General features: G+C 59.4%; 17 protein-coding genes. 8 read left to right on the top strand and 9 right to left on the bottom strand.

All coding sequences use genetic code 11. The features are described 5' to 3' along the window. The first annotated feature begins 1 nt into the window (after position 1). Positions 2 to 328, top strand: a complete 327-nt coding sequence (locus tag AC5DB9_RS11810) for a YqcC family protein (RefSeq protein ID WP_272991031.1) — start codon at positions 2 to 4, stop codon at positions 326 to 328. A 34-nt stretch (positions 329 to 362) separates the two neighbouring features. Here AC5DB9_RS11810 and fixJ read toward each other — a convergent pair whose 3' ends face one another. Next, positions 363 to 986: a response regulator FixJ gene (gene fixJ, locus AC5DB9_RS11805; RefSeq protein WP_022958277.1), complete on the bottom strand. Its 624-nt coding sequence runs from the start codon at positions 984 to 986 to the stop codon at positions 363 to 365. 172 nt (positions 987 to 1,158) lie between these two features. On the opposite strand from fixJ, the gene AC5DB9_RS11800 reads away from it, so the two are divergent. The 3 genes from AC5DB9_RS11800 to AC5DB9_RS11790 are packed head-to-tail and all read left to right on the top strand — an operon-like array spanning position 1,159 to position 6,484. Further along, positions 1,159 to 4,233 carry a cache domain-containing protein gene (locus AC5DB9_RS11800; RefSeq protein ID WP_272991034.1) on the top strand — a complete coding sequence of 1,025 codons (3,075 nt, stop codon included), beginning with the start codon at positions 1,159 to 1,161 and terminating at the stop codon, positions 4,231 to 4,233. Further along, positions 4,223 to 5,746, top strand: coding sequence for an ATP-binding response regulator (locus AC5DB9_RS11795; protein ID WP_272991037.1), 1,524 nt, complete (start codon positions 4,223 to 4,225; stop codon positions 5,744 to 5,746). The genes AC5DB9_RS11800 and AC5DB9_RS11795 overlap by 11 nt, the downstream gene beginning before the upstream one ends. A gap of 3 nt (positions 5,747 to 5,749) precedes the next feature. Further along, positions 5,750 to 6,484, top strand: a complete 735-nt coding sequence (locus AC5DB9_RS11790; RefSeq protein ID WP_272991039.1) for a M48 family metallopeptidase — start codon at positions 5,750 to 5,752, stop codon at positions 6,482 to 6,484. Here the strand turns inward: AC5DB9_RS11790 and AC5DB9_RS11785 are convergent. Then, positions 6,470 to 7,129 (bottom strand): TetR/AcrR family transcriptional regulator, encoded by a 660-nt coding sequence (locus AC5DB9_RS11785; protein ID WP_272991043.1) that lies wholly within the window; start codon positions 7,127 to 7,129, stop codon positions 6,470 to 6,472. The two genes, AC5DB9_RS11790 and AC5DB9_RS11785, sit on opposite strands and share 15 nt — an antisense overlap. A gap of 136 nt (positions 7,130 to 7,265) precedes the next feature. On the opposite strand from AC5DB9_RS11785, the gene AC5DB9_RS11780 reads away from it, so the two are divergent. After that, entirely contained in the window at positions 7,266 to 8,912 is a 1,647-nt protein-coding gene (locus AC5DB9_RS11780) for a cholesterol oxidase (RefSeq protein ID WP_272991046.1), read from the top strand. Positions 8,913 to 8,924: 12 nt separating this feature from the next. Here the strand turns inward: AC5DB9_RS11780 and traF are convergent, their stop codons facing one another. Next, positions 8,925 to 10,043 carry a conjugal transfer protein TraF gene (traF, locus tag AC5DB9_RS11775; protein ID WP_273009084.1) on the bottom strand — a complete coding sequence of 373 codons (1,119 nt, stop codon included), beginning with the start codon at positions 10,041 to 10,043 and terminating at the stop codon, positions 8,925 to 8,927. Positions 10,044 to 10,221: 178 nt separating this feature from the next. On the opposite strand from traF, the gene AC5DB9_RS11770 reads away from it, so the two are divergent. From AC5DB9_RS11770 to AC5DB9_RS11760, 3 genes are all read left to right on the top strand, one after another. Continuing rightward, positions 10,222 to 10,872, top strand: a complete 651-nt coding sequence (locus AC5DB9_RS11770; protein ID WP_273009086.1) for a lysophospholipid acyltransferase family protein — start codon at positions 10,222 to 10,224, stop codon at positions 10,870 to 10,872. A 76-nt stretch (positions 10,873 to 10,948) separates the two neighbouring features. Beyond that, on the top strand, positions 10,949 to 12,187 hold the full coding sequence (locus AC5DB9_RS11765; protein WP_286855458.1) for a sensor histidine kinase: 1,239 nt from the start codon (positions 10,949 to 10,951) through the stop codon (positions 12,185 to 12,187). Between the two features lie 95 nt (positions 12,188 to 12,282). Next, positions 12,283 to 13,173 (top strand): DMT family transporter, encoded by an 891-nt coding sequence (locus tag AC5DB9_RS11760; protein WP_273009089.1) that lies wholly within the window; start codon positions 12,283 to 12,285, stop codon positions 13,171 to 13,173. Here AC5DB9_RS11760 and AC5DB9_RS11755 read toward each other — a convergent pair. The 6 genes from AC5DB9_RS11755 to AC5DB9_RS11730 are packed head-to-tail and all read right to left on the bottom strand — an operon-like array spanning position 13,163 to position 20,179. Continuing rightward, on the bottom strand, positions 13,163 to 14,902 hold the full coding sequence (locus AC5DB9_RS11755) for a BatD family protein (RefSeq protein WP_273009091.1): 1,740 nt from the start codon (positions 14,900 to 14,902) through the stop codon (positions 13,163 to 13,165). The genes AC5DB9_RS11760 and AC5DB9_RS11755 overlap by 11 nt on opposite strands. Next, the gene (locus AC5DB9_RS11750; protein WP_273009093.1) at positions 14,889 to 16,799 is read right to left on the bottom strand and encodes a VWA domain-containing protein; all 1,911 of its coding nucleotides are present in this window, start codon (positions 16,797 to 16,799) and stop codon (positions 14,889 to 14,891) included. Before AC5DB9_RS11750 ends, AC5DB9_RS11755 begins: the two co-directional genes overlap by 14 nt. Beyond that, the gene (locus AC5DB9_RS11745) at positions 16,799 to 17,806 is read right to left on the bottom strand and encodes a VWA domain-containing protein (protein ID WP_273009095.1); all 1,008 of its coding nucleotides are present in this window, start codon (positions 17,804 to 17,806) and stop codon (positions 16,799 to 16,801) included. The genes AC5DB9_RS11750 and AC5DB9_RS11745 overlap by 1 nt, the downstream gene beginning before the upstream one ends. Further along, a complete protein-coding gene (locus AC5DB9_RS11740; RefSeq protein WP_273009097.1) occupies positions 17,803 to 18,279 on the bottom strand; it encodes a DUF4381 domain-containing protein in 477 nt (158 codons plus the stop codon). Before AC5DB9_RS11740 ends, AC5DB9_RS11745 begins: the two co-directional genes overlap by 4 nt. Beyond that, complete coding sequence (locus tag AC5DB9_RS11735) at positions 18,276 to 19,223, bottom strand: DUF58 domain-containing protein (protein WP_273009099.1); 948 nt, start codon at positions 19,221 to 19,223, stop codon at positions 18,276 to 18,278. Before AC5DB9_RS11735 ends, AC5DB9_RS11740 begins: the two co-directional genes overlap by 4 nt. After that, positions 19,223 to 20,179, bottom strand: a complete 957-nt coding sequence (locus AC5DB9_RS11730) for an AAA family ATPase (protein ID WP_273009100.1) — start codon at positions 20,177 to 20,179, stop codon at positions 19,223 to 19,225. The genes AC5DB9_RS11735 and AC5DB9_RS11730 overlap by 1 nt, the downstream gene beginning before the upstream one ends. Positions 20,180 to 20,276: the final 97 nt, after the last annotated feature.

Below are 20,276 nucleotides of genomic sequence, written 5' to 3'. Positions count from 1 at the left end.
GATGGAACACGACGCATTAATTGCCGCCACCCTGATAGATATTGAAGCGGAGTTGCGTGGCATCGGCCACTGGGATCGGGTCTCACCCCCCGTCGAAGCGCTGCGCAGTGAGCAGCCATTTGCGGTGGATACCTTGCGGTTTAATCAGTGGCTGCAGTTCATTTTTATCCCCCGCATTCGCTTTCTGATCGAGCAGGAGGAAGCACTGCCTGGTGCCTGCAGTATTACGCCTATGGCGGAAGAGTTTTATCGAGGACAGCGCTTGCCAGTCGCGGGCTTGCTCGATGCGCTGGCGCGCATCGATGCCTTGCTAAGTGGGGATGGCTGAGCCGGGATGCTTGAGAGGGAGTGGCTGAGTTAGATTACTGAGCGCTGCCGTTATCTTCAGCGGCCATGACCATGCGCACCAGGTGAGCCAGTGAGCGCACACCCATTTTCTCCATAACGCGCGCGCGGTGAATCTCGACGGTACGCTGGCTGATATCCAGATCGTAGGCAATCACCTTATTGGCTTTACCTTCGATCATCAGCTCCATGACCTGCTTTTCCCGTGGCGTCAGTTCGGCCAAGCGCTCAATGATTTTGTGTTTGGCATCGAGTTCGGCGCGGTTTTCGGTATCCGCGGCAATGGCCTGCTGAATTTTGCCCAGCAGTTCTTCTTCACGGTAGGGCTTCTGAACAAAGTCTACCGCGCCGCGCTGCATGGCTTCGACAGCCATCGGCACATCACCGTGGCCAGTCACAAAAATGATGGGCAGAATCGAGTTTCGCATGTTCAGCTGACGCTGCAGCTCCATACCATTCATACCGGGCATACGGATGTCCAGCACGAGACAGCCGGCCATATCGGTAGAAAATTCTTCAAGGAAGCTGTCAGCACGGGAGTAGGCCGCTACGTGGTAGCCTACGGACTCCAGCACCATCTGCAGCGAGTCGCGAACCGCGTCGTCGTCTTCTACCAAGTAGACAGTAGCTTCTTTGGTCATTATTCCGTCCTTGCTCGTTCGATGTTATTGCTTTCAGATTAGCGGAAACGCAGGGCCATTGACCAGCCTATTTGCGAATTTAGCCCCCCGATACTGGCGGACTGCCAATTGAGCCGATAAGCTTTGGCGATATGCGCCAGATGGCGGCTTAAAACAACAGCATAGGGTGCGCATGAAACCGAAGCGCAGTTTAGTACAGATCTACCTGCTCAGCCTGGTCGCGCTGTCGGCGATTCCGCTGGCAATTCTCGGCTATATTTGGATCGCCAAAGAATACGAGCAGTATACCGAGCAGAGTGAAGATTGGCGCAATAACTATATTGAGACGCGCCGCGAACTGCTGCGCCGGGAGGTGGACAAAGCCGTCGAATACCTTGAGTTTCGGCGCACGCAGTTGAACCGCCAGCTCTACAACGACCTGCGCCAGCAACTGGCGGTGGGACTGTCGCTGCTGGAAAACACCCGCAAAGAGTCTCAAGGGGAAAGTCGCAACGAGCTGCTCAATCGTCTTCGCACCACCATGGGTGCCCTCAGCTTTCACGACAATAACGGCTTCTTCTTTCTATTCGGCGGCGATGGGCAGGATATTCTGCCCCCGATGCATCCCGATGGCAGCAAGCGGCTGAGTGATGCCAAAGTGCTCAAGGCTTTTGCCGCTCAGATCAAGTCGGTGACCAAAGAGAAAAATTACGACTTCGTCGAATATCGGGTCAACGACAGCAGTCGTGGTGGTAGTGAGCGCAACTTCAGTTTTGTGTATTACTACGAGCCGTTGAATGTCTACATCGGCGCCAGTGTCTACCTGCATGCGGAAATTGGCCGTGTGCAACAGGAAGTGATTGAGCGCATTGCGGCGGTGCCGGTCGACACCGACAACTCTATTCTGTTTGTGGTCGATGCCGCGGGGCGGCAATTGGTGAACGGCTATCACCCCGAAGCCGTCGGCACGACGATGCCCGGTGTGCTGGAAGCCGCGCGGCGCATGGACAGCAAGGAGAACAGCCTGTTCACCGAGTTGAGCTGGCCGAATAACGAACAGCCGGACCAGCCGCAGCCGGTGGTCTCCTATCTGCGTCGTTACGAACCCTGGGGCTGGGTTCTGGGGTCGGCCGTCTTCCTGGACGAGCTGAATGCCAAGCTGCTGGATGAGCGCTCTGCACTGCAGGCGCGAGTCGAAGAACATATCCTGTCTATTATGCTGATCGCCTTCGGGCTGATGCTGTTCTCGATGATTGCCGCTCGCTGGCTGGCGCAGCGCAGCGCTCATGGCTTCAGTATCTTTCAGCAGTTTTTTGCCGACGCCAGCAAGCGCTCGACCTTTATCGACGTCAACCGTCTGCCATTCGCCGAATTTCAGCGCCTGGCAGAAGACGCGAATTTCATGGTCGACAAGCGTACGCAGACTGAGCGCGCGCTGAAGCTGAGTGAGCGCCGTTTTCAGTTGGCGTTGGATGCGGCGCAGAATCACCTCTGGGATCTTGATCTGAGTACTGGCCTCGTCATGGTGAGCCCCAGCTTTTTCCGCTCGCTGGGATACCGGCCGCTCTCTAAACCCCATCCCGTTGGCTCTTATAAAGAAGTGGCCTGCCCGGATGATCTGCAGATTATTGCCTCGGCGGTCGATAGCTGGTTAGGGCTGGCCACGGGCAACAGTGTCGAATTTCGCGTGCGCGACAGCGCCGGGAACTACCGCTGGATATACAGCCGTGGCGATGTGGTGGAAAACGATGACCGCGACCAGCCGTTGCGTGCGATGGGCATTATGATTGATATCACTGATCGCAAGCGGATGGAGCAGGATCTGGTCGATGCACGCATTTCTGCAGAGGATGCCCTGCACGCGAAAAGCCAGTTCCTGTCCAGTGTCAGCCACGAGCTGCGCACGCCGCTGAATGGCGTATTGGGTTATGCCCAGCTGTTGCAGAAAGAGGTGGGACTGCCGGGAGAAAGTCAGGAATATTTGCGCGCCATCGAGAGTTGCGGCAAGCACCTGCTCAATCTGATTAATGATGTGCTGGATCTCGCCAAGATCGAGAGCGGCAACATTAATATCTTGCCCGAAGCCAATAAGCTGGACGATGTGATTGCCAGTGTGGGCGATATCGTCGGGCACCGGGCCAAGTCAAAAGGCCTGGAGTTTATTATCGATATCGATACCAGCGTGCCGCAGGAACTGGAATTTGATGCGGTGAAGCTGCGGCAGGTGCTGGTGAACTTGCTCGACAATGCGGTCAAGTTCACCAATAAGGGCAAGGTCAGTCTCAAAATATTCGTCCGCGATGAGCGGGATACGCTGGACTTCGAGGTCACGGACTCCGGTATCGGCATTCCCGAGTCGAAGCTGCACGATGTATTCGAACCCTTCAAACAGGTCAATCCGCAGGACGGCAAGGGGACCGGGCTCGGTCTGTCGATCTGTCGGCGACTGGTGGAGGCGATGGGCGGCAGTTTGAACTTGCGCAGTAAAGTCGGCGTGGGTAGCTGCTTCTACTTCCACATTCCGCTGATTGTTGTTGAACGCGTCGGGAGCCTGCCTGATGGCGATGCGGGCCGCCGCAGCGAGGAACTCAGCAGTGACATGATCGCAGGCAATCCGGCAGTGATCGTGGCCGATGACGTGATGGTGAACCGCCAGGTACTGCTCGGCATGTTGGATGACATTACCAGCGATGTTCGCGAGGCCGCCAATGGACTGGAAGTCATTGAGCTGCTGAAGGAGCGCCCGGCGGATATTGTGCTGATGGATCTGCGTATGCCCGAGATGGACGGCATGGAGGCAACCCGCATTATCAAGCAGGAAATGAAGCTGAATGTGAACATTGTTATGGCTTCGGCCACTACCGATGAAGGCATGGTGGCGGAAGCGCGATCGGTCGGCTGCGATGATTTCTTGCCGAAGCCGATCAGTATGAATGAACTGTACAAAGTCATGGTGCGTTTCTGCGGCCGAGCGACAGCAACGGTGATACGCGCGGAGCCTGTCGAGCCCGCAGACGAGCCCGTGGAGGTGACGCCGGTACGCGTCGCGATAGATTTGCCGGAAGCCTTTATTCAGCAACTAAAGGAAGCTGTGGATGTGGGGGATGTGACCGGATTGCGCGAATTGCTGGGGCAATTGCGCAGGCGTTATCCCCAGCAGTCCGCCCTGAGCGATGAGGCGGAACGGCTGTTAAGGGAATTTGATTTTGAACGGCTGGCGCAGCTGTTCGAGGGACTGGACGAGGGAGTCAGCCTGCATGACGCGTGATCAGGGAGGAGAACAGATTCTGCTGGTTGACGATAATCCGACGAACCTTCAGGTGTTGTTTAAAACCCTTGAAGGGAGTGGGTATCGGCTGCTGGCGGCCCGCGACGGCGAGGCGGCCTTGTATACCGCAAAGCGTGCCAAGCCATCGCTGATTCTGCTCGATGTGATGATGCCGGGGATGGACGGTTTTGAGGTCTGTGAGCGATTAAAGGCAGACCCCGATACGGCAGATATTGTGGTGATTTTTCTGTCGGCGCTGACCGACAGCCAGTCCAAGGTTCACGGTCTGGCGATCGGCGGGGTCGATTACATCGCCAAACCCTTTCAGGCCGATGAAGTGTTGGCGCGGGTACGCACCCACATCAAGCTCCAGCGTTTGGAGCGGGCTCTGGCGCGGCGCAATACCGAACTTGAGGACGAAAACCAGCGCATCTTGAATGCGGTGGAAGAGGGGATTTTCGGTCTTGATGCCGAGGGCCGCGTCAGCTCTATGAATGCCCGGGCAGCTGAGTTAACGGGTTGGCCTCAAGCCGATGCGCTGGGCGAACCACTCCTCGGTCTGGACCTTTTTCCCGGCGATGACGGCCTGAATCAGTCCCTGTCGCTGCTTTGCGAGGCGGGGGTCAGCCTGCGCAAAAACCACGCGGAAATGACGCGCCGGGATGGCAAACCCCTGCAGGTTGCGCTCAGTGGCAGCGCGCGCAGTGAGGGCGGTGCGGTGCTGGTGTTGCGTGATATCAGTGAGTGGCTGGCCAATCAGCGGGCGCTTGAGCAGGCGCGCAATGAAATGGACCAGCAGCGTCAGCATCTTGCCCATATCGAACGTTTGAGTACCGGTGGTGAAATGGCCGCCGGGATTGCCCATGAGGTCAATCAACCGCTCACCGCCGTGACCAATTATGCGCGGGTCGCACACCGCCTGCTGGCCGATTTGCCTGAGGAGAAGCGCGCCAAGCTGGACGATGTGTTGAACAAAATCGGGGTTCAGGCTGAACGGGCGTCGGCGGTGATCCAGCGCATGCGCAGCTATGTGAAGAAGCCCTCGGGTGCAAAGTCGGTAATCAATCTCAATGTGCTGCTGAAAGAGGTGTTGGCCCTTGCCGAAGTCGACTCCAAGGTCAACCGCACGCGGGTGGTGTTGCAGGCGGCAGGCGACTTGCCCAGCATTTACGGCGACGAGGTGCAGATTCAGCAGGTAGCCTTGAACCTCATTCGCAATGCGATGGAGTCTACGGCTGCGGCGGGCAGTCACCGTCCGGTTGAGGTCAGTACCTTTCCCGCTGGCGGGCATGTCTGTTTCAGGGTGAGGGACTTTGGCCTTGGCCTGGCAAGAGAGGTTGAGGAACAGCTCTTCAGCCCGTTTGTGACCTCTAAAGAGGGCGGAATGGGGATCGGTCTGTCGGTGTCACAATCGATCATGCAAGGGCACGGGGGGGATATCCGCTATGAAGCTAACCCCGACGGTGGTGCGGTATTTATCTGTGAATTCCCGCCCTGTGTGGCTGACGTATAAGTCGTGGCGGTAAAGAAAGCCACTGAGGAACAGCGTCAGATACTGCTTGAAGCGGGCGCGTTAGGCTATTGCCTCAGGCGTCATCCACGACGTCAGCGCCGCTTGTCGCTATTGGTTTCTCCGCGAGGAGAGGTCGAAGTGAGGGCGCCTGTTGCGGCGCGGCAGTCAGATATCGATGCCCTGCTTCGCCGTCATGAGGACTGGCTGTGGCAGTGCCGCGAGCGCGCCGCCAAGCAGGACTTGCCTCGTGCCCCCCAGCAATCTGGCGATCGCATATTCTACTTGGGGCAGACATATACCTTGCAGTTGGTAGAGGGGCGCGGTGGGCGCCTGGATGAGGCCGCGCGTATCCTGGAACTCGCCGTGAGCGACCGCCGCGCAGAAGCGGTTCAGGCGGCATTGCAGCGCTGGTATCGCCGGCGTGCCGAGCAGTATCTGGAGGCGCGTCTGAGTGTTTGGGCCGAGCAGGCCAGTTGGGTAACGACGCTGCCACCACTGCGGCTCCGCCGGATGCGCTCGCGCTGGGGAAGTTGTTCTCAGCGGGCGATCTGCCTGAATACGCGACTGATGATGGCGCCGCCGCAGTGCATCGACATGGTTATTGTTCACGAGCTTTGCCACTTGCGGGAAATGAACCACAGCCCCGCATTCTATGCCTTGATGAGCGAATTGATGCCAGACTGGCAGCAGCACAGCGAGCATCTGGACGAACTGACGAGAGCGTTAATGCTCGACTGACAGCGGCGCATCCTGTTGCTCAGACAGGGCCATGAACAGCAGCAGGCTGCTTTCCACAAGTATGTCAGGGCTCTCGTGGTAGTCGTTGAGCACCCAGCGGCGCGCCATCTGGACTGCGGCGCCAACCAAGCCCGCATAGAGCATGGCATCACTGGCCGGCGGCACAATGCGGGCGATGCCTAATACCTGAGCCAGTTCCCCGAGCAGCGCTGCGAAATCCTCCATCGCCTGGTAGTACAGCGCGTCCATGGTTTTACTCACGCCAAAAATTTCAAACAGAATCACTCTGGCCAGTGAGGGGCAGTTCTGCAAGGTCTCGAAAAACGCCTGAAGTCCCGCTCTCACCGCTTGTTCAGCGCTGCCGTTGCTGCGGTGAATGGCGCTGAGCATCGCTTCCCGAAGAATCTCCGTCTGCTGCTGATACAACTCTCCAAGCAGGGCCTCGCGGTTGCTGAAGGACTCGTAAAAATAGCGTTCGGTGAGCCCTGCTGCCGCGCAGAGATTGCGCACGGTCGCGTTGCTGTAGCCTTGCTCGGCAATCAGATTGAGGGCGGCTTCCAATAGCAGTTGTCGCCGCTCTGCACGGCGGGCATCGGAGCTTTGGCCGCGGTAGCTGCGGCGGCGTTGGGGTGCGGATTCTGGCATGGCTGAATTTTGACATGCCGTGTTGTCAGATGTAAAGTGACAGCAACTGTTGTCAGTATCTCGAAACGGTATCTCCAAGAGTTGTGCCGCGAGCAAGGTGAGCGCGCAGCGGAACGTAGAAAAAAGGGTTTAAAACATGGCGCAGACAGACTTTGACGTCGACTATCTGGTAATTGGCTCGGGCTTTGGCGGCTCGGTGTCGGCGCATCGACTGACTCAGAAGGGCTATTCGGTAGCGGTTGTGGAAGCCGGTAAACGTTGGCACGCCGAAGATTTGCCTCGCAGTAACTGGAACTTCCGTCGCTGGTTGTGGCGCCCGCTGCTCGGGTTGCGCGGCTTTTTCAATATCCGCTGGTTTCGCCATGTGCTGATTTTGCAGGGCAATGCTGTGGGCGGCGGTTCAGTCACCTACGCCAATACCCTGCTGGTGCCCAAGCACAGTGTCTGGGAAGAAGGCAGTTGGGCCGGGCTCGCCGACTGGCAACGCGAAATGCCTCGCCATTATGACGAAGCACGACGCATGTTGGGGGTTACCGAGAACCGCATCCTCGGGCCCGCAGATTATGCCTTGAGGGACATCGCTGAAGACTGGGGCTGTGGTGACAGCTTCTACCGCACACAAGTTGGCGTGTTCTTCGGCGATGAGGGCGAGCCCGCTGGAAAGCGATATAGCGACCCCTACTTTGATGGCGAAGGCCCGGATCGCAACAGTTGCATCGGCTGTGGGGGCTGTATGGTGGGTTGCCGCTACGATGCCAAAAATACGCTGGACAAAAACTACCTGTACTTTGCCGAGAAGCAGGGTGCCGAGATTATTCCCGAGATGCGCGTGGTGGATGTTAAGCCGCTGGGGGGCGAGGATGGCCGCGACGGTTACGAAGTGACAGCAGTATCCAGCACGCGTTGGTGGCGTCGGCAGCGTCGCCGCTGGAAGGTGCGTTCGGTGGTCTTTGCCGCATCGTCGCTGGGGACACAGGATTTGCTCTTCAAGCTTCGCGACAGCGGTTCATTGCCGAAGATTTCCGACCAGCTTGGCAAACGGGTGCGAACCAATGCCGAATCGCTGATTGGCGTGCGCTTGCCGAAAGATGCCGATATGGACAAGGGCATTGCCATTGGTTCGGGTGTGTATCTGAATGAGCACACGCATATCGAGGCCACCCGCTATCCCGAAGGTTCCGATGCCATGGGTATGCTGGTCACTGCGATGACGCGCGGCACGGAAGGCCCGGCCCGAATTCTGGTCTGGCTGAAGACGATCTTCGGTCTGCTACTGACCAAACCGCTGCAGGGGCTGCGCATGCTGGTACCCTTTGGTTTGGCAAAGCAAACGATGATTTTTCTGTGTATGCAGACCCTGGAAGGACATATTGATATGCGCTACCAGCGCCGCTGGTATTGGCCGTTCAGCAAGCGTATGGTCAGCCACGGCGAGCGTATTCCCGCGTATATTCCCGAGGCCAGTGACTTTGCTCAGCACGCCGCGGAAAAGCTTGGTGGCATGGCGGGTAGCCTGTTAACCGAAGTGCTGTTTAATATCCCCGCCACGGCCCATTGCATGGGCGGTGCGGCGATGGGGCGCAGTGCTGAGGAAGGCGTCATCGATTACCGAAATCGTATTTTCGGCTATGAAAATCTTTACGTATGCGACGGCGCGATGCTGGGTGCCAACCTCGGTGTGAATCCTTCGCTGACGATCACTGCCCTGACCGAGCATGCGATGAGTCATATTCCCGCCAAAGCGCAGGCGGTTGAGGTGAGTGGTCGTCGCGAGGCGGCCTGAGAGCAGCGCGGGCTACAGCGGCATTTGCAGGCCGAGCTGGAAGCCCAGTTCGCGTTTACCCGCGGCGGTTCCTCTGATGTCAAAACGCAGCGATCGGCCCAGGGTGTAGCGCAACCCGGCGCTGCCGGTATTGCGTTCGTAGTGCTCCTGCACATCGTTGTAGCCCAGCAGCAGGTCCCAGCGGCGTGTCAGTCGCAGGCTGCCATCTACGCGAATATCCCGGCGAGAAGAAACTTCACCAAAACGTGGGCGTGGCACAACATCGCCCATAATCTGCAGGCTGCCCCAGTGGCGGCGGTAGTCGAACCCGGCTTGAATACGGCTGCGCTGGCGATAGCGGTGGCCGTTGTGGCCTCGTAGCGTTTCGGTGTAAAGGTCACTGATGACCAGTTGCAGCCCCACGCGTCCCAGTTGTTTGCGAAGCCCAAGATCGATATTGGGCTGCACGGTATTTTTAATGTCGGTGCCCCAGTCAAAGACATCGCCGCGTTCATAGTCGTTGTAGTCAATGCGGCGATCCAGCAGGCTGATGACTTGAAGCTTGGCGAGTACGCCGATTTCCAGTTGGCCGAAGTTCTCCAGTTGATAATGCAGATTCAGGCCAAAATGGCTGTGCATCACCCCTGCGACATCCATGTACGACTCGAGGTCCAGAGGGCGGAATAGGCCGGTAATGCTTGCGAATCGCAGCCGTTGCTCATCGCCCGGATCATAGTAGAAGCGCGCGGTGCCACGTAATTCTGTGCCCATAACATAGTGGACTGGACTGTCTTTCTTACCGGCGAAGACGAAGTCCAGTTCACCACGCAAACTGGTGATCGCGCCGTCGAGATTCTCCAGGGCGGCGACCAGATCCTGTTCGTCGCCAGGAATTAACAGAAAGCCTCGCGAGCGCGCTTCCAGGGCCTCGCTTTCCTCTTTGAGCTCCAGCGCCTTGTCCAGCAGGTCGTCACGGTCGTCAAAGTAAAGCTGCATGCCGAAGTAGCTTAATGTCTCGCGATTGTCGCGGCTGTGTCCGGCATCGGCAGGGTTAACGGTAAGATCGGCGATGTTGACGTCGGCAGCGCTTGCAAACGGGCTGCCAAGCAGCAGGACGCAAACGCTGTAAAACAGGGCGCGAATTCTGAACACGAAGATCTCCGGTAAGGGCGAGTGTGAGTCGACAGTGCTGCGTCACGCCTTGCCTGTTATGTGTTATCTTGGCGAGCATAGCGGTGCCACCCGGAAGGGGCAAGGGTGCCGCGTGAGACTTGTGACGGTCGCCGGTGGCCGCACGGGGTGTTAAAAGCCAATAATAATGATGTCCATCATGCACTCATCTTCAGCTTTGCCTGCGCAGCGCAAAACCGTTTGCAGTTACCCTCGTATTCTCTGGTTAATTCGCGTCCTCTTTCAGGGCGGGTTCCGACTGGCAGGCTGGACGTTCTCTACTCAGCCGCCAGCCGAGCGGAAATATGTGATGGTTGTGGCGCCACATACCAGCAATTGGGACTTTTTCCTGATGGTAGGCCTGGGGGCTGCACTGGGGCGGCAAGCGCGATTCATGGTCAAGGACAGCGTATTTGTCGGCCCACTGGGCAGCCTGATGCGCTGGCTGGGCGGGATTTCGGTGGATCGCGGCAGCCAGAATAACGTTGTTCAGCAGATGACGGACACCTTTGCGGGTACCGACGATATGGTGCTGATCATTGCGCCAGAGGGCACGCGCAAGGCGGTGCCTCGCTGGAAGGGCGGTTTCTATCATATTGCTGCGGGGGCGCAGGTGCCGGTGGTGCCGGTGTTTCTGGATTATGGCCGCAAAGAGGTCGGTTTTGGTGAGCCCTGTCAGCCCAGCGGAGACCTCGATGCGGATATGCCGGTCATCCAGCAGTGCTATGCTGATGTCACCGCTTGCCATCCGGAGGGCGACAGCAGTCATCCGGCCAAGCTCTCGTTAAGCGCAGCTGATGTAGGTAATTGACCCAATAACTGCCCGGCCACCCACTACGAGAAAATGCGGCGAACAATAATGACAGTACGCCAGGGGCTGCTTTCTTTTGGCTGATCACAGCGCACATAACACAGAAATGAATGACTTCTGGCGGAGTATCCTGGGGCCGGAAATGCCGCCCCATGGCCACTGTTATCTGTGGAACGACTCGCTGGTCTGGTTGCATGTGACCAGCGATACGCTCATCAGCCTTTCCTACCTGACTATTCCAATTGCGCTGATTTATCTGGTTCGCCACCGCGACGATCTCAAGTTTAACTACATCTTTGTGATGTTTGCGTTATTCATTTTTGCCTGTGGTGCCACCCATATGGTGAATATCCTTAACGTCTGGTACGGCGCTTACTGGCTCAGTGGAACGATCAAGGCGATTACCGCAGTGGCGTCGGTGGGCACGGCGATCGTGGTGTGGCCGCTGTTGCCCAAGGCACTGGCCTTACCCAGTATGTCCCAGCTTTGGGAGCTGAATCAGAAGCTGCAGGCGGAAGTCGCCGAAAACCATCGCAAGCAGGCGGAGGTTGAGAAATTGTCGGCAGACCTGCGTGCACTGGTCGATCAGCGAACGGCCGAGCTGGCCGAGGCGCGTCTGACCAAGACGCTGCTCGAGCAGGCGAATGCCAAGCTCACCACCAGTAATCAGGCGCTGGAGGATATGTCGCGGGCCAGTACCGAAGGCTTTATTGAGCCGCTGCGAGTGATCAATGTATACGGTCACCGGCTCAAAACACGCGAGGCGGATAATTTGCGTGCAGACCAGCGAGAGTGGCTGGATAAAATCTGCGTAGCCAGCGACAAGGTGTCGTTGCTCAATGCCGGCTTGCTGCGCTACTGCCAGTTGCCGATGACAGAGTCCGAGGCGTCGTCGAATGTGACCGAGCTTGTCGGGAAAGTGCGGGAGAAGCTGTGCGATGAACTCGAGCTTGCGAAAGCCACGCTAAGCTGCGGGCAGCTACCCGAATCGCCCCTGCCGTCGAAAGTCATGGAATATGTGCTGACTGAACTGATCGTCAATGCCCTGCGGTTTCGCAGTGCGGAGCCGCCCCATATTGAGATCACCGAACTGCCTGCCGGCGAGGGGCCGGGGCTGTTGGTGCGCGACAATGGCCGGGGTATTCCCTGCTCGCGGCAGCGGCGGGTCTTCGGTCTGTTTGAGTACTTCGATTCCTCAGGACTGGGTGTGGGGCTGGCGGCAGTCAAACGCCTGCTTGAGGAATACGGTGCGCAAATCAGCTTGCGCAGCGACGGGGAAAGCGGCAGCGAATTTCGCATCCACTATCCGCGCTGATACCGCGGCGACTGGTCACCCGGCCCGCGTCTCTTTATAGTGTGCCCTCGGCGCCCCGGGCGCATTTTCTTCTACTTGCGGTTGAGCAGGGCATTTTGGCGCGACTTCTATCCTCAGTTTCCGATGAACGCAAACGGCTGTTGCTGGGTGTGGGGCTGGCGCTTGTCACGGTTTTCATGACCGCGACGATCGCGGCGGTGGGGAAACACCTGTCGGGAATGGGCGTTCATGTTTCCACCATCGTGGTGGCTCAGTACGCGATCTCGTTTTTACTTACCCTGCCGGGCCTGTTGCGCACTGGTTTGGGCAGTCTGCATACCCAGCGCCCGGCGATGCACCTGCTGCGGGGCTTGGGCGGTGTGGTGTGTTTCTATTGTTACTTCATTGCCCTGAGTAAGATTTCGCTGCTGGAAGCGACGCTGCTGCGTAACAGCGCGCCGCTGATGGTGCCACTGCTTATTTTTCTGACACTGCGTGAGCGGGTGCCAAAGCGTAGCTTACTGCCCTTGGTCGTGGGCTTTGCCGGTGTGATTTTGGTTTTGCGGCCGGGGTTTTCAGCACTGACTATTTGGCATTTGGTGGGGCTGTTTGCCGGTATCGGTCTGGCGGTGTCGATGATCTCCACCCGCCTGCTTGCCTCGACCGAGCCCGGCAGTCGCATACTGTTCTACTATTTTGCGATCTCCCTGGCAGTGAGTATTCCCTTCTTTCTCTGGCAGGGTGGCGAAGTGCCGCCTGAGGCCTATGGCTGGCTGTTGTATATGGGCGTAGTGATGTATCTCTGCTTCGTTCTTTACACTTGGGCCTACCGCCTGGTGTCCGCTTCGGCGCTGTCGCCCACCAGCTACTTCGGTGTGGTTTTCGGCGGCCTGTTGGACTGGCTGGTCTGGCACTTGGTGCCAGACCGCCTGACGGTGATCGGGATCAGTCTGGTCATTTTGGGCGGCGTACTGGTGGTCAGTGGCCGCGACTCGGCTAAGACCTGAGTGGTCGCTCGTACAGCCCGGGCAGGGGCGCGTCGGACGACCGGCGTTTGGATTCGCGGCGGCAGTTTTCCACGGCACTGAGCAGTCCTTTGCCGTCGATATCACCGCCTTCCTTGTTCCCGTATAGCGCGCGATTAAGCTGGTCGATATACGGTGCCAGCGCCTTGGCCTGTATCGCCAGCCGTGGCAGCTGGCCGCAACCCGGCTGCCAAGCATCGCCCCAATCGCTCAGGGCCTGCCGCAGCGTGGCGACATCGGCCCGCTGACTCACCACTTTTTTCAGTGCATTGTAGGCGGCTTTTTCCCGGGCGCCAGAACCTTGCTGACCGGGCGTTGGGGGCTCAGGCTGATGGTTTTTGCGTCGCTGGCGAATCAGCAGGCCCAGGCAGACAAGGTTGCTCAACAGCAGGGCGCCGATAATGCCGTATAGCCAGAATAGCTGCGCGGACGTTGCCGCAGGTATCCGAGGCGCGAATTCCGCTGCGTTATCTGCCGTCGGGGGAGCGGCGACGGTGCTCGGCTGAGTCGGCTCATCCTGTATTTGCCCCGGCGCTGCGGCAATGCGCAGGGTGCGGGCAGGCAATACGGCGACCTCTGGCTGATTCGTCTCGGTATTCCACCAGGCAATGCGCAGCTCGGGCAGTGTGTAGTCACCGGGCTGGGTGGGAATCATCGCCGTGGATTCACTGCGCAGCCCGATCAGCCCGCTTTCATCGCTCGTATTCTGCAAGCCGGGCTGGTCCGGGTAGAGTTTGATGCCCGGCAGATTCAGCGGGGGCAGCTTGGGAAGCTGGGCAGCCATTAGCCCTTCGGCGCGGATATCGACGCGGCGGGTAATGGACTGACCCGCCTGCAGTTGCTCCGGGTCGTCGCTCCATTCTTCGAACAGCTCAATATTTTTGGCGGGCAGCCACAGTGCACCATCGAAGCTGGCCGGTGGCGCCTGTACCTGAATTTCCATCGGCGGGCTGCGCTTGATGACGAGGCGGCCAGGGTCAAGCAGCGAGGGCCGGTAGCTTTCTACTCTCGCCTGCAAGGTGAGGGCGGGAATAGAGAGGCTGCCGCTGCGCTGGGGAAAAACGGCATAACGGCGTTCGATGACCTGATATACGCGGCCGTCCACGCGCTGCCGATAGCGATTTTCGCCGAGTGACTCCACCAGTGCATGATCAATTTCCGGCTGTTCCAGCGAGGCATCGAGGAAATTCACCGAGCTGAACAGTCGGACGGTGTACTCCAGTTGTTGCTGAACATACGCTCGGCGCGGGGTGATATCGGCTTCCAGCCAGACTTGTTGGTCGCTGCTGCGATTGGCGGTGCCCTGCGGCGCGCGGGTGACGGTGATCGTCAGCGGGCGGGTGCTTTTGTCGCCCATGCGGATGGCGGGGATGGTGATCTCGCCTTCGCGTTTGGGCGCCAGCGTCAGGTCCCACTGACGGCTGCTGCTGATGCTGCCGTTGATGATATTGGTGCGGCTGCTCTGCTGGCGGTTGAGAATATGAAAGTCGTTTTCCAGTGCGGCCACTTCCGGCTCTTCGCTGAATAGCATGCTGTCGGCGGTCAGACTCAGCGTCAGCGTCTCGTCCATCGACAGACGATTGCGGTCGACGCTGGCGCGCACATTGGTATCGGCATGCAGAGCCGTACTCAATAGCGTGAGCAGAAGCAGAAGACTCGCGGTAAGCCAGTGCCGCTGGGTGGTCGGGAAGGCGTTATTAGTAAGGCGCATAATTCTCGGCTTCCGGCTGTTCGCCGCGCTGACGGCGCTGCATATACTGGTATTGGAATTTGTTGCGTAGCAGTTGGTCGGCGCTGTCAGGAATATTGCGCAGCCACTGCTCCTGAGCCTGTTCTTCTTCCGAGAGAGGCTCCTGACTGCTGCCAGCGGCGGCATTGCTGTCGAGCTGTTCGTCACTGGGCTCGCTTGTCTTTTCCGCTACCGACGATTCCGTATCACTGGCTTCTTGCTGGCGGGCATGCTCCGCAGCAGCATCGCGCTGGGCCTGCTGCTGTGCCTCACTTTGCGCGTCGTCCGACGGCTCAGTGCTGTCGCGCTCGTCGGCATTGCTATCGTTCTGAGACTGGCTGGCGTCACTGTCGTCGGGCGACTTGTCGCCGTCCTGTTGCTGATCGCCGGGCGAGCCCTGCTGGTCGTCGGCGCCTTCCTGTGAGTCGCTGTTTTGCTTGCTCTCTGAGTCTTGAGAGTCCTGCGCGTCGCTGCCGCCGGAATTCTGCTGATCGCCCTGCTGTTCCTGCTGCTGCTTCAGTTGTTCCAGCAGGGCTTTGTTGGACTTGGCATCTGCCATATTGGGGTTCCAGTCCAGCGCCTGTTGGTAGGCGTCGATGGCCTCGTCCAGTTTGCCGGCTCTGGCCAGCGCATTGCCCCGGTTGTAATGAGCATCGGCGGAGTCGCGTTGTGCAAAGGCTTGGGCAGCGGCGGCATAGTCACCGGCACGGTATAGGGCGCTGCCGCGCCACATGGGGTCTACAAACTGCGTGGCGGCAGAACCGGGATCGCTGTCGAACAACGCCGCACCGCGTTGATCTGGTGTTTTCAGGGTACTTTGCCAGTCCAGTGCATGACTGCTTTCCGGCAGACCGACGACTGCCAGCAGTATCAGCGGCAGCACATTGCGACGGAAAGACAGCAGCGCCAGTGGCAGAAGCAGCAGCACCAGCCAGACGCCACCATCGCGCCACTGTTCCATGGTTTGCTGCCGCTGGCCCTCTTCAAAATTGCGGCTGCCGCTGGCCACGGTGCTGAGGGTCTGCTCGCTCAGTTGACTGTCGAGTTGGGCATACTGCCCTCCACTGTCGCGGCTCAGCGATTTCATCAGGCCTGTGGGCACGCTGGCCAGCACCGTCTTGCCCTGATTGTCTTTGACAAAGCCGCCTTCCGGCAGGGGGATCGGCGCGCCGCGCTCGCTGCCCACCGCCAGAATGGAGACTGGGTATTGGCTATTGCGGGCAAAGTCTTTTAGCCCCGTCAGCTGGCTGGCCGAGAAACCGTCGCCGATTAGCAGAATATGACCGTTGGCACTGCCTCCGCGTGCCAGCAATTCTGCCGCCAGCGTCAGCCCTGCCAAAGGATTGCTGCCAGGCAGCGGCATCATGCCGGGGTGGAGGGCTGGCAGCAGGGTGCTGAGGGTGTTGCCATCGTCCGTCAGCGGCGCCACCACGAAGGCATCACCCGCGCTGGCGACCAGCGCGGTCTGGCCGTCGGCGCGCAGCCGCAGCAGGTCGCGAATCGTGTACTTGGCACGCTCCAGTCGCGAAGGCTGAACATCCTGAGCAAGCATGGAGGGTGACAGGTCCAGTACGATGACCAGTCCGGACCGGTCTTCCAGTACCGGGCTGGGCACTTTTTCCCAGCTGGGTCCCATCAGCGCCAGCCAGCAGATCAAGGCGGCCAGTGCGGCTGGCCAGAGTCGCCGGGGACGCTGTTCACTGTCGTCCAGCAGGTAGGGTAGCAGTTCGGCGTCGATATGTTGCTGCCAGCCGCGCTGTGGGCGCTGGCGACGGGCCAGCCACAGCAGCGCCAGCAGCATTGGCAGAGCGATCCAGACCAGCTCCGGGCGCAGCCAGTGCAGTTGAGAAAGCTGTGAGAGTAACGGCAGCTCGGACATCAGGTGCTCCCTCCCGGTTTTCTCAGCAACAGGCTCAGCGTCGCAAAAAGGGCGGCAGCCAGTAGTGGCCAGTGCAGCAGCGAGCGCCGAGGGCGAATGCTTTCTGCTTCCTGCTCCACCGGTTCCAGTGCGGCAATGGCGGCGTAGGCGGCCTGTAATTCTTCTGTATCCCGTGCTCGGTAGTATTCGCCACCCGTGCGGTGAGCGATTTCCCGAAGGGTTTTTTCGTCCAGGTCTGCCGAGGGATTGACGGTACGGGCGCCCAGACGACTGCCGAATAGTCCGGGCACCTCCATCTCGGTGGCCCCGACGCCGATGGTGTAAATGCGAATACCTTCGCGGGTGGCGACCGATGCCGCTTCCAGCGGCGGCAGGGTGCTGGCGGTGTCGGCGCCATCGGTGAGCAGGATCACCACTCGGCTGTTTTCCGGGCGTTGTCGTAAGCGCTTGATGGCAAAGCCTATGGCATCGCCAATCGCGGTTTGCTTGCCGGCAAAGCCCACCTGAGCTTCGTCCATCAGCACACCGAGGGTTTGCAGATCGAAAGACAGTGGCGACTGAATATAGGCGCGACTGCCAAACAGAATCAGGCCGAGCTTGTCGCCCTGGCGCTGTTGGACAAATTCATTGACCACGGCTTTGACCACCGTCAGGCGCGGCAGGGCATTGCCCTGAATTTTCATATCCTGCTGCGCCATTGAGCCGGAAATGTCGACGGCGAGCATCAGGTCGCGACCGCTGCTGGGCAGGGCCTGCGGCTCCCCGACCCACTGGGGGCGAGCGGCGGCCAACAGCAATGCCAGCCAAGCGACTGTCATCAGCCAGAGCGCGGCGCGAGAGCCGGTAATCAGCGTTGCCGTCTGTTCGCTCTGCAGCTTAAGCAGTTGCTGCAGAAAGGGAACGCGCAAGGCGGCACCGGCGCTGCGGGTCTGTCGCTTGGACAGCAGCCGGACTAACAGTGGCAGGGGGAGAAGCAGCAATAACCAGGGCCAGTCGAGATGAATCATGTCGCCCTCCGGTGCTTGCGCAGCCACTGGCGGGCCTCGGCGATCAGCGCCTCACGGTCGTCGATTCGGCCAGCGGGTTGATATATCGCGGCTTCCATCGCCCGGATGCGACCTTCGCTGAATACCGGCCGTTTGCAATGTTGATTCAGATTGTCCTGCCAGACATCGCCACGTGAAGAGAGGCCGCTGTTGCCATAGGCGTGGTGGGCGACCCGGCGCAGCAATTGCCCCAATGCGGTGGCAAAGGCATGGTCATCGTCCAGAGTGCGGATCTGTTCCAATTCTGCCAGGGCGGCGCGCCGGTAGGCATTCTGGCTGCGATGCCGCCAGATCAGAACCCCCGCCAGCGCCAGAAGCAGCAGGGCGATCGTCAACAGGACAAATGCGCCCCAGCCCCAGGGAAAGCTCGGCACCGGCGGCGGTAGGTGGATGTCGGCGAGTTGCGCGAGTGGATCGCTGCCTTGCGGATTCATTGCAATCGCAGCTCCCGTCCCAGTATGGCCTGCACATCGTCGCTGGTTTGCAGGCTGAGTCTGACGATACCCAGTTTGCGCAGAGTGCTGTGCAGTGCTTCCTGGCGTCGTTGGTAACCCTGCTGGTAGCGCTGCTGAAGCTTGCCATCGATATCGACGGCAAGTCGCTGACGCCCGTCGCTCAGGGCTAGATGTCCACGCAGTGGCAGCTTCGCTTCCATGGGGTCGCTGATTTCCACCGCGAGGACATCATTGTGCCGGGCCAGCAGCGCGAGTTGGCGTTCGGCGGCCTCGTCCATATCGTGAAAATCGCTGAGGATAAACACGGCGGAACCAGGACGGGTAATGCGGCGCAATTCTTCAAATACTGCTGAAAGCGCTTGCGGTGGTTCGTCGCCTGCAGGCGCGAGCGCCTGTTGGTTGAAATCCGTCAGCTGCTGCAAAAAATGCAGCACCGCGCGCTGACTGCGTCGCGGGCGGCTCTCGGCATGTTGCCGATCACTGAAGACAAAGCCGCCGACGCGGTCGTTGTGCTCCAGCGCATTCCAGGCCAGCAGCGCGGCGGTGTGACAGGCCAGTACCGATTTAAAACACTGTCGGCTGCCAAAGGCCATTGATTGTCGCTGATCGACACACAGCACCACGGGCCGTTCACGTTCTTCTTCAAACAGGCGGGTGTGAGGCTGCGTGGTTCGCGCAGTAACGCGCCAGTCGATGTGTCGGATTTCATCGCCGCCCTGATAGGCGCGCAATTGCTGAAAGCTCAGGCCACGCCCCTTGAACGGTGCGATATGACTGCCGCTCTGGCGAGCGTAGTGGCGATGTTGTTGGGCGAGGCGCAGCTGCCGTGCTGCCAGACGCAGGCCAATCAACTGGCGAGTCTCGATGCTGGCGCCGCGAGCGCGCCAGTCATCATTGCTGCGTTGTCGAGACGCTCGACTCATTAGCTTACCGGCACGCAGCGCAGCAGGCGATCAATAAGCTGGTCGCGGGAGACGCCCTCGGCCTCAGCGGCAAAGCTCATGATCAGCCGGTGACGGAGGACATCGTGAACTACCGCTTGCACATCGTCAGGGCTGACAAAGTCGCGGCCCTGCAGCCAGGCGTGGGCGCGGGCGCAGCGGTCCAGCGCAATGGTGGCTCGGGGGCTGGCGCCGACGTCCAGCCACTCATTCAGTTCACTGTCCCACTGGCCGGGGTTACGCGTTGCGACGACCAGTTGTACCAGATACTGCTCCACAGGCTCGGCCATATGCATGGCGAGGACTTGCTGACGAGCCGCAAACAGCGTGTCCTGACTGATGATGGGGGGCGGGTTGGAAGCGCCTGTGGCTTCGGCGCGAACGCTGCGCAGGATTGCCAGCTCGGCGTCGGCATCAGGATAGTCGACATTAACGTGCAGTAAGAAGCGGTCGAGCTGCGCCTCCGGCAGCGGATACGTACCTTCCTGTTCCAGCGGGTTTTGGGTCGCCATAACCAGGAACAGTTGGGGCAGCGGGTAGCTGTGGCTGCCGACGCTGACCTGGCGTTCGGCCATGGCTTCCAGCAGGGCCGACTGGACTTTTGCGGGGGCGCGGTTGATTTCATCCGCCAGCAGCAGGTTGTGAAACACCGGGCCGCGCTGAAATTCGAAAACGCCGGTTTCGGGCCGGTAAATGTCGCTGCCGGTGACATCGCCGGGAAGCAGGTCGGGCGTGAACTGGATTCGCTGGAAACTGCCTTCGATGGCGTCGGACAGTGTTTTGATGGCTCGGGTCTTTGCCAGTCCGGGAGCGCCTTCTACCAGCAGGTGACCATCGGCCAGCAGGGCCAGCAGCAGACGTTCGGTAAGGGTATGTTGACCAATAATCTGGGTGTTCAACCAGTCGCGTAACTGGCTGAGCTGCTCAATCTCACTCATCGGGAATTCCCTGTTTCATTTTTTAGGCGCGTCTCCCTATGTAGTGGGGGAGCGTACCGGCGTTTTCAAGCCGTGGCCCATGACATTGCATAGACCG

Source organism: Spongiibacter sp. (genome assembly GCF_984394615.1).
The sequence above is the reverse complement of the archived record's forward strand: the minus strand, read 5'-3'. Positions and strand labels throughout refer to the sequence as shown.

Bases quoted from the DNA above. Each gene is read 5' to 3' on its own strand.
- AC5DB9_RS11730 (WP_273009100.1), bottom strand. From the start codon at position 20,179: ATGAGTGAGATTGAGCAGCTCAGCCAGTTACGCGACTGGTTGAACACC.
- AC5DB9_RS11750 (WP_273009093.1), bottom strand. From the start codon at position 16,799: ATGTCCGAGCTGCCGTTACTCTCACAGCTTTCTCAACTGCACTGGCTG.
- AC5DB9_RS11745 (WP_273009095.1), bottom strand. From the start codon at position 17,806: ATGATTCATCTCGACTGGCCCTGGTTATTGCTGCTTCTCCCCCTGCCA.
- AC5DB9_RS11735 (WP_273009099.1), bottom strand. From the start codon at position 19,223: ATGAGTCGAGCGTCTCGACAACGCAGCAATGATGACTGGCGCGCTCGC.
- AC5DB9_RS11785 (WP_272991043.1), bottom strand. From the start codon at position 7,129: ATGCCAGAATCCGCACCCCAACGCCGCCGCAGCTACCGCGGCCAAAGC.
- AC5DB9_RS11740 (WP_273009097.1), bottom strand. From the start codon at position 18,279: ATGAATCCGCAAGGCAGCGATCCACTCGCGCAACTCGCCGACATCCAC.
- fixJ (WP_022958277.1), bottom strand. From the start codon at position 986: ATGACCAAAGAAGCTACTGTCTACTTGGTAGAAGACGACGACGCGGTT.
- AC5DB9_RS11780 (WP_272991046.1), top strand. From the start codon at position 7,266: ATGGCGCAGACAGACTTTGACGTCGACTATCTGGTAATTGGCTCGGGC.
- AC5DB9_RS11800 (WP_272991034.1), top strand. From the start codon at position 1,159: ATGAAACCGAAGCGCAGTTTAGTACAGATCTACCTGCTCAGCCTGGTC.
- AC5DB9_RS11770 (WP_273009086.1), top strand. From the start codon at position 10,222: ATGCACTCATCTTCAGCTTTGCCTGCGCAGCGCAAAACCGTTTGCAGT.
- AC5DB9_RS11810 (WP_272991031.1), top strand. From the start codon at position 2: ATGGAACACGACGCATTAATTGCCGCCACCCTGATAGATATTGAAGCG.
- AC5DB9_RS11755 (WP_273009091.1), bottom strand. From the start codon at position 14,902: ATGCGCCTTACTAATAACGCCTTCCCGACCACCCAGCGGCACTGGCTT.
- AC5DB9_RS11795 (WP_272991037.1), top strand. From the start codon at position 4,223: ATGACGCGTGATCAGGGAGGAGAACAGATTCTGCTGGTTGACGATAAT.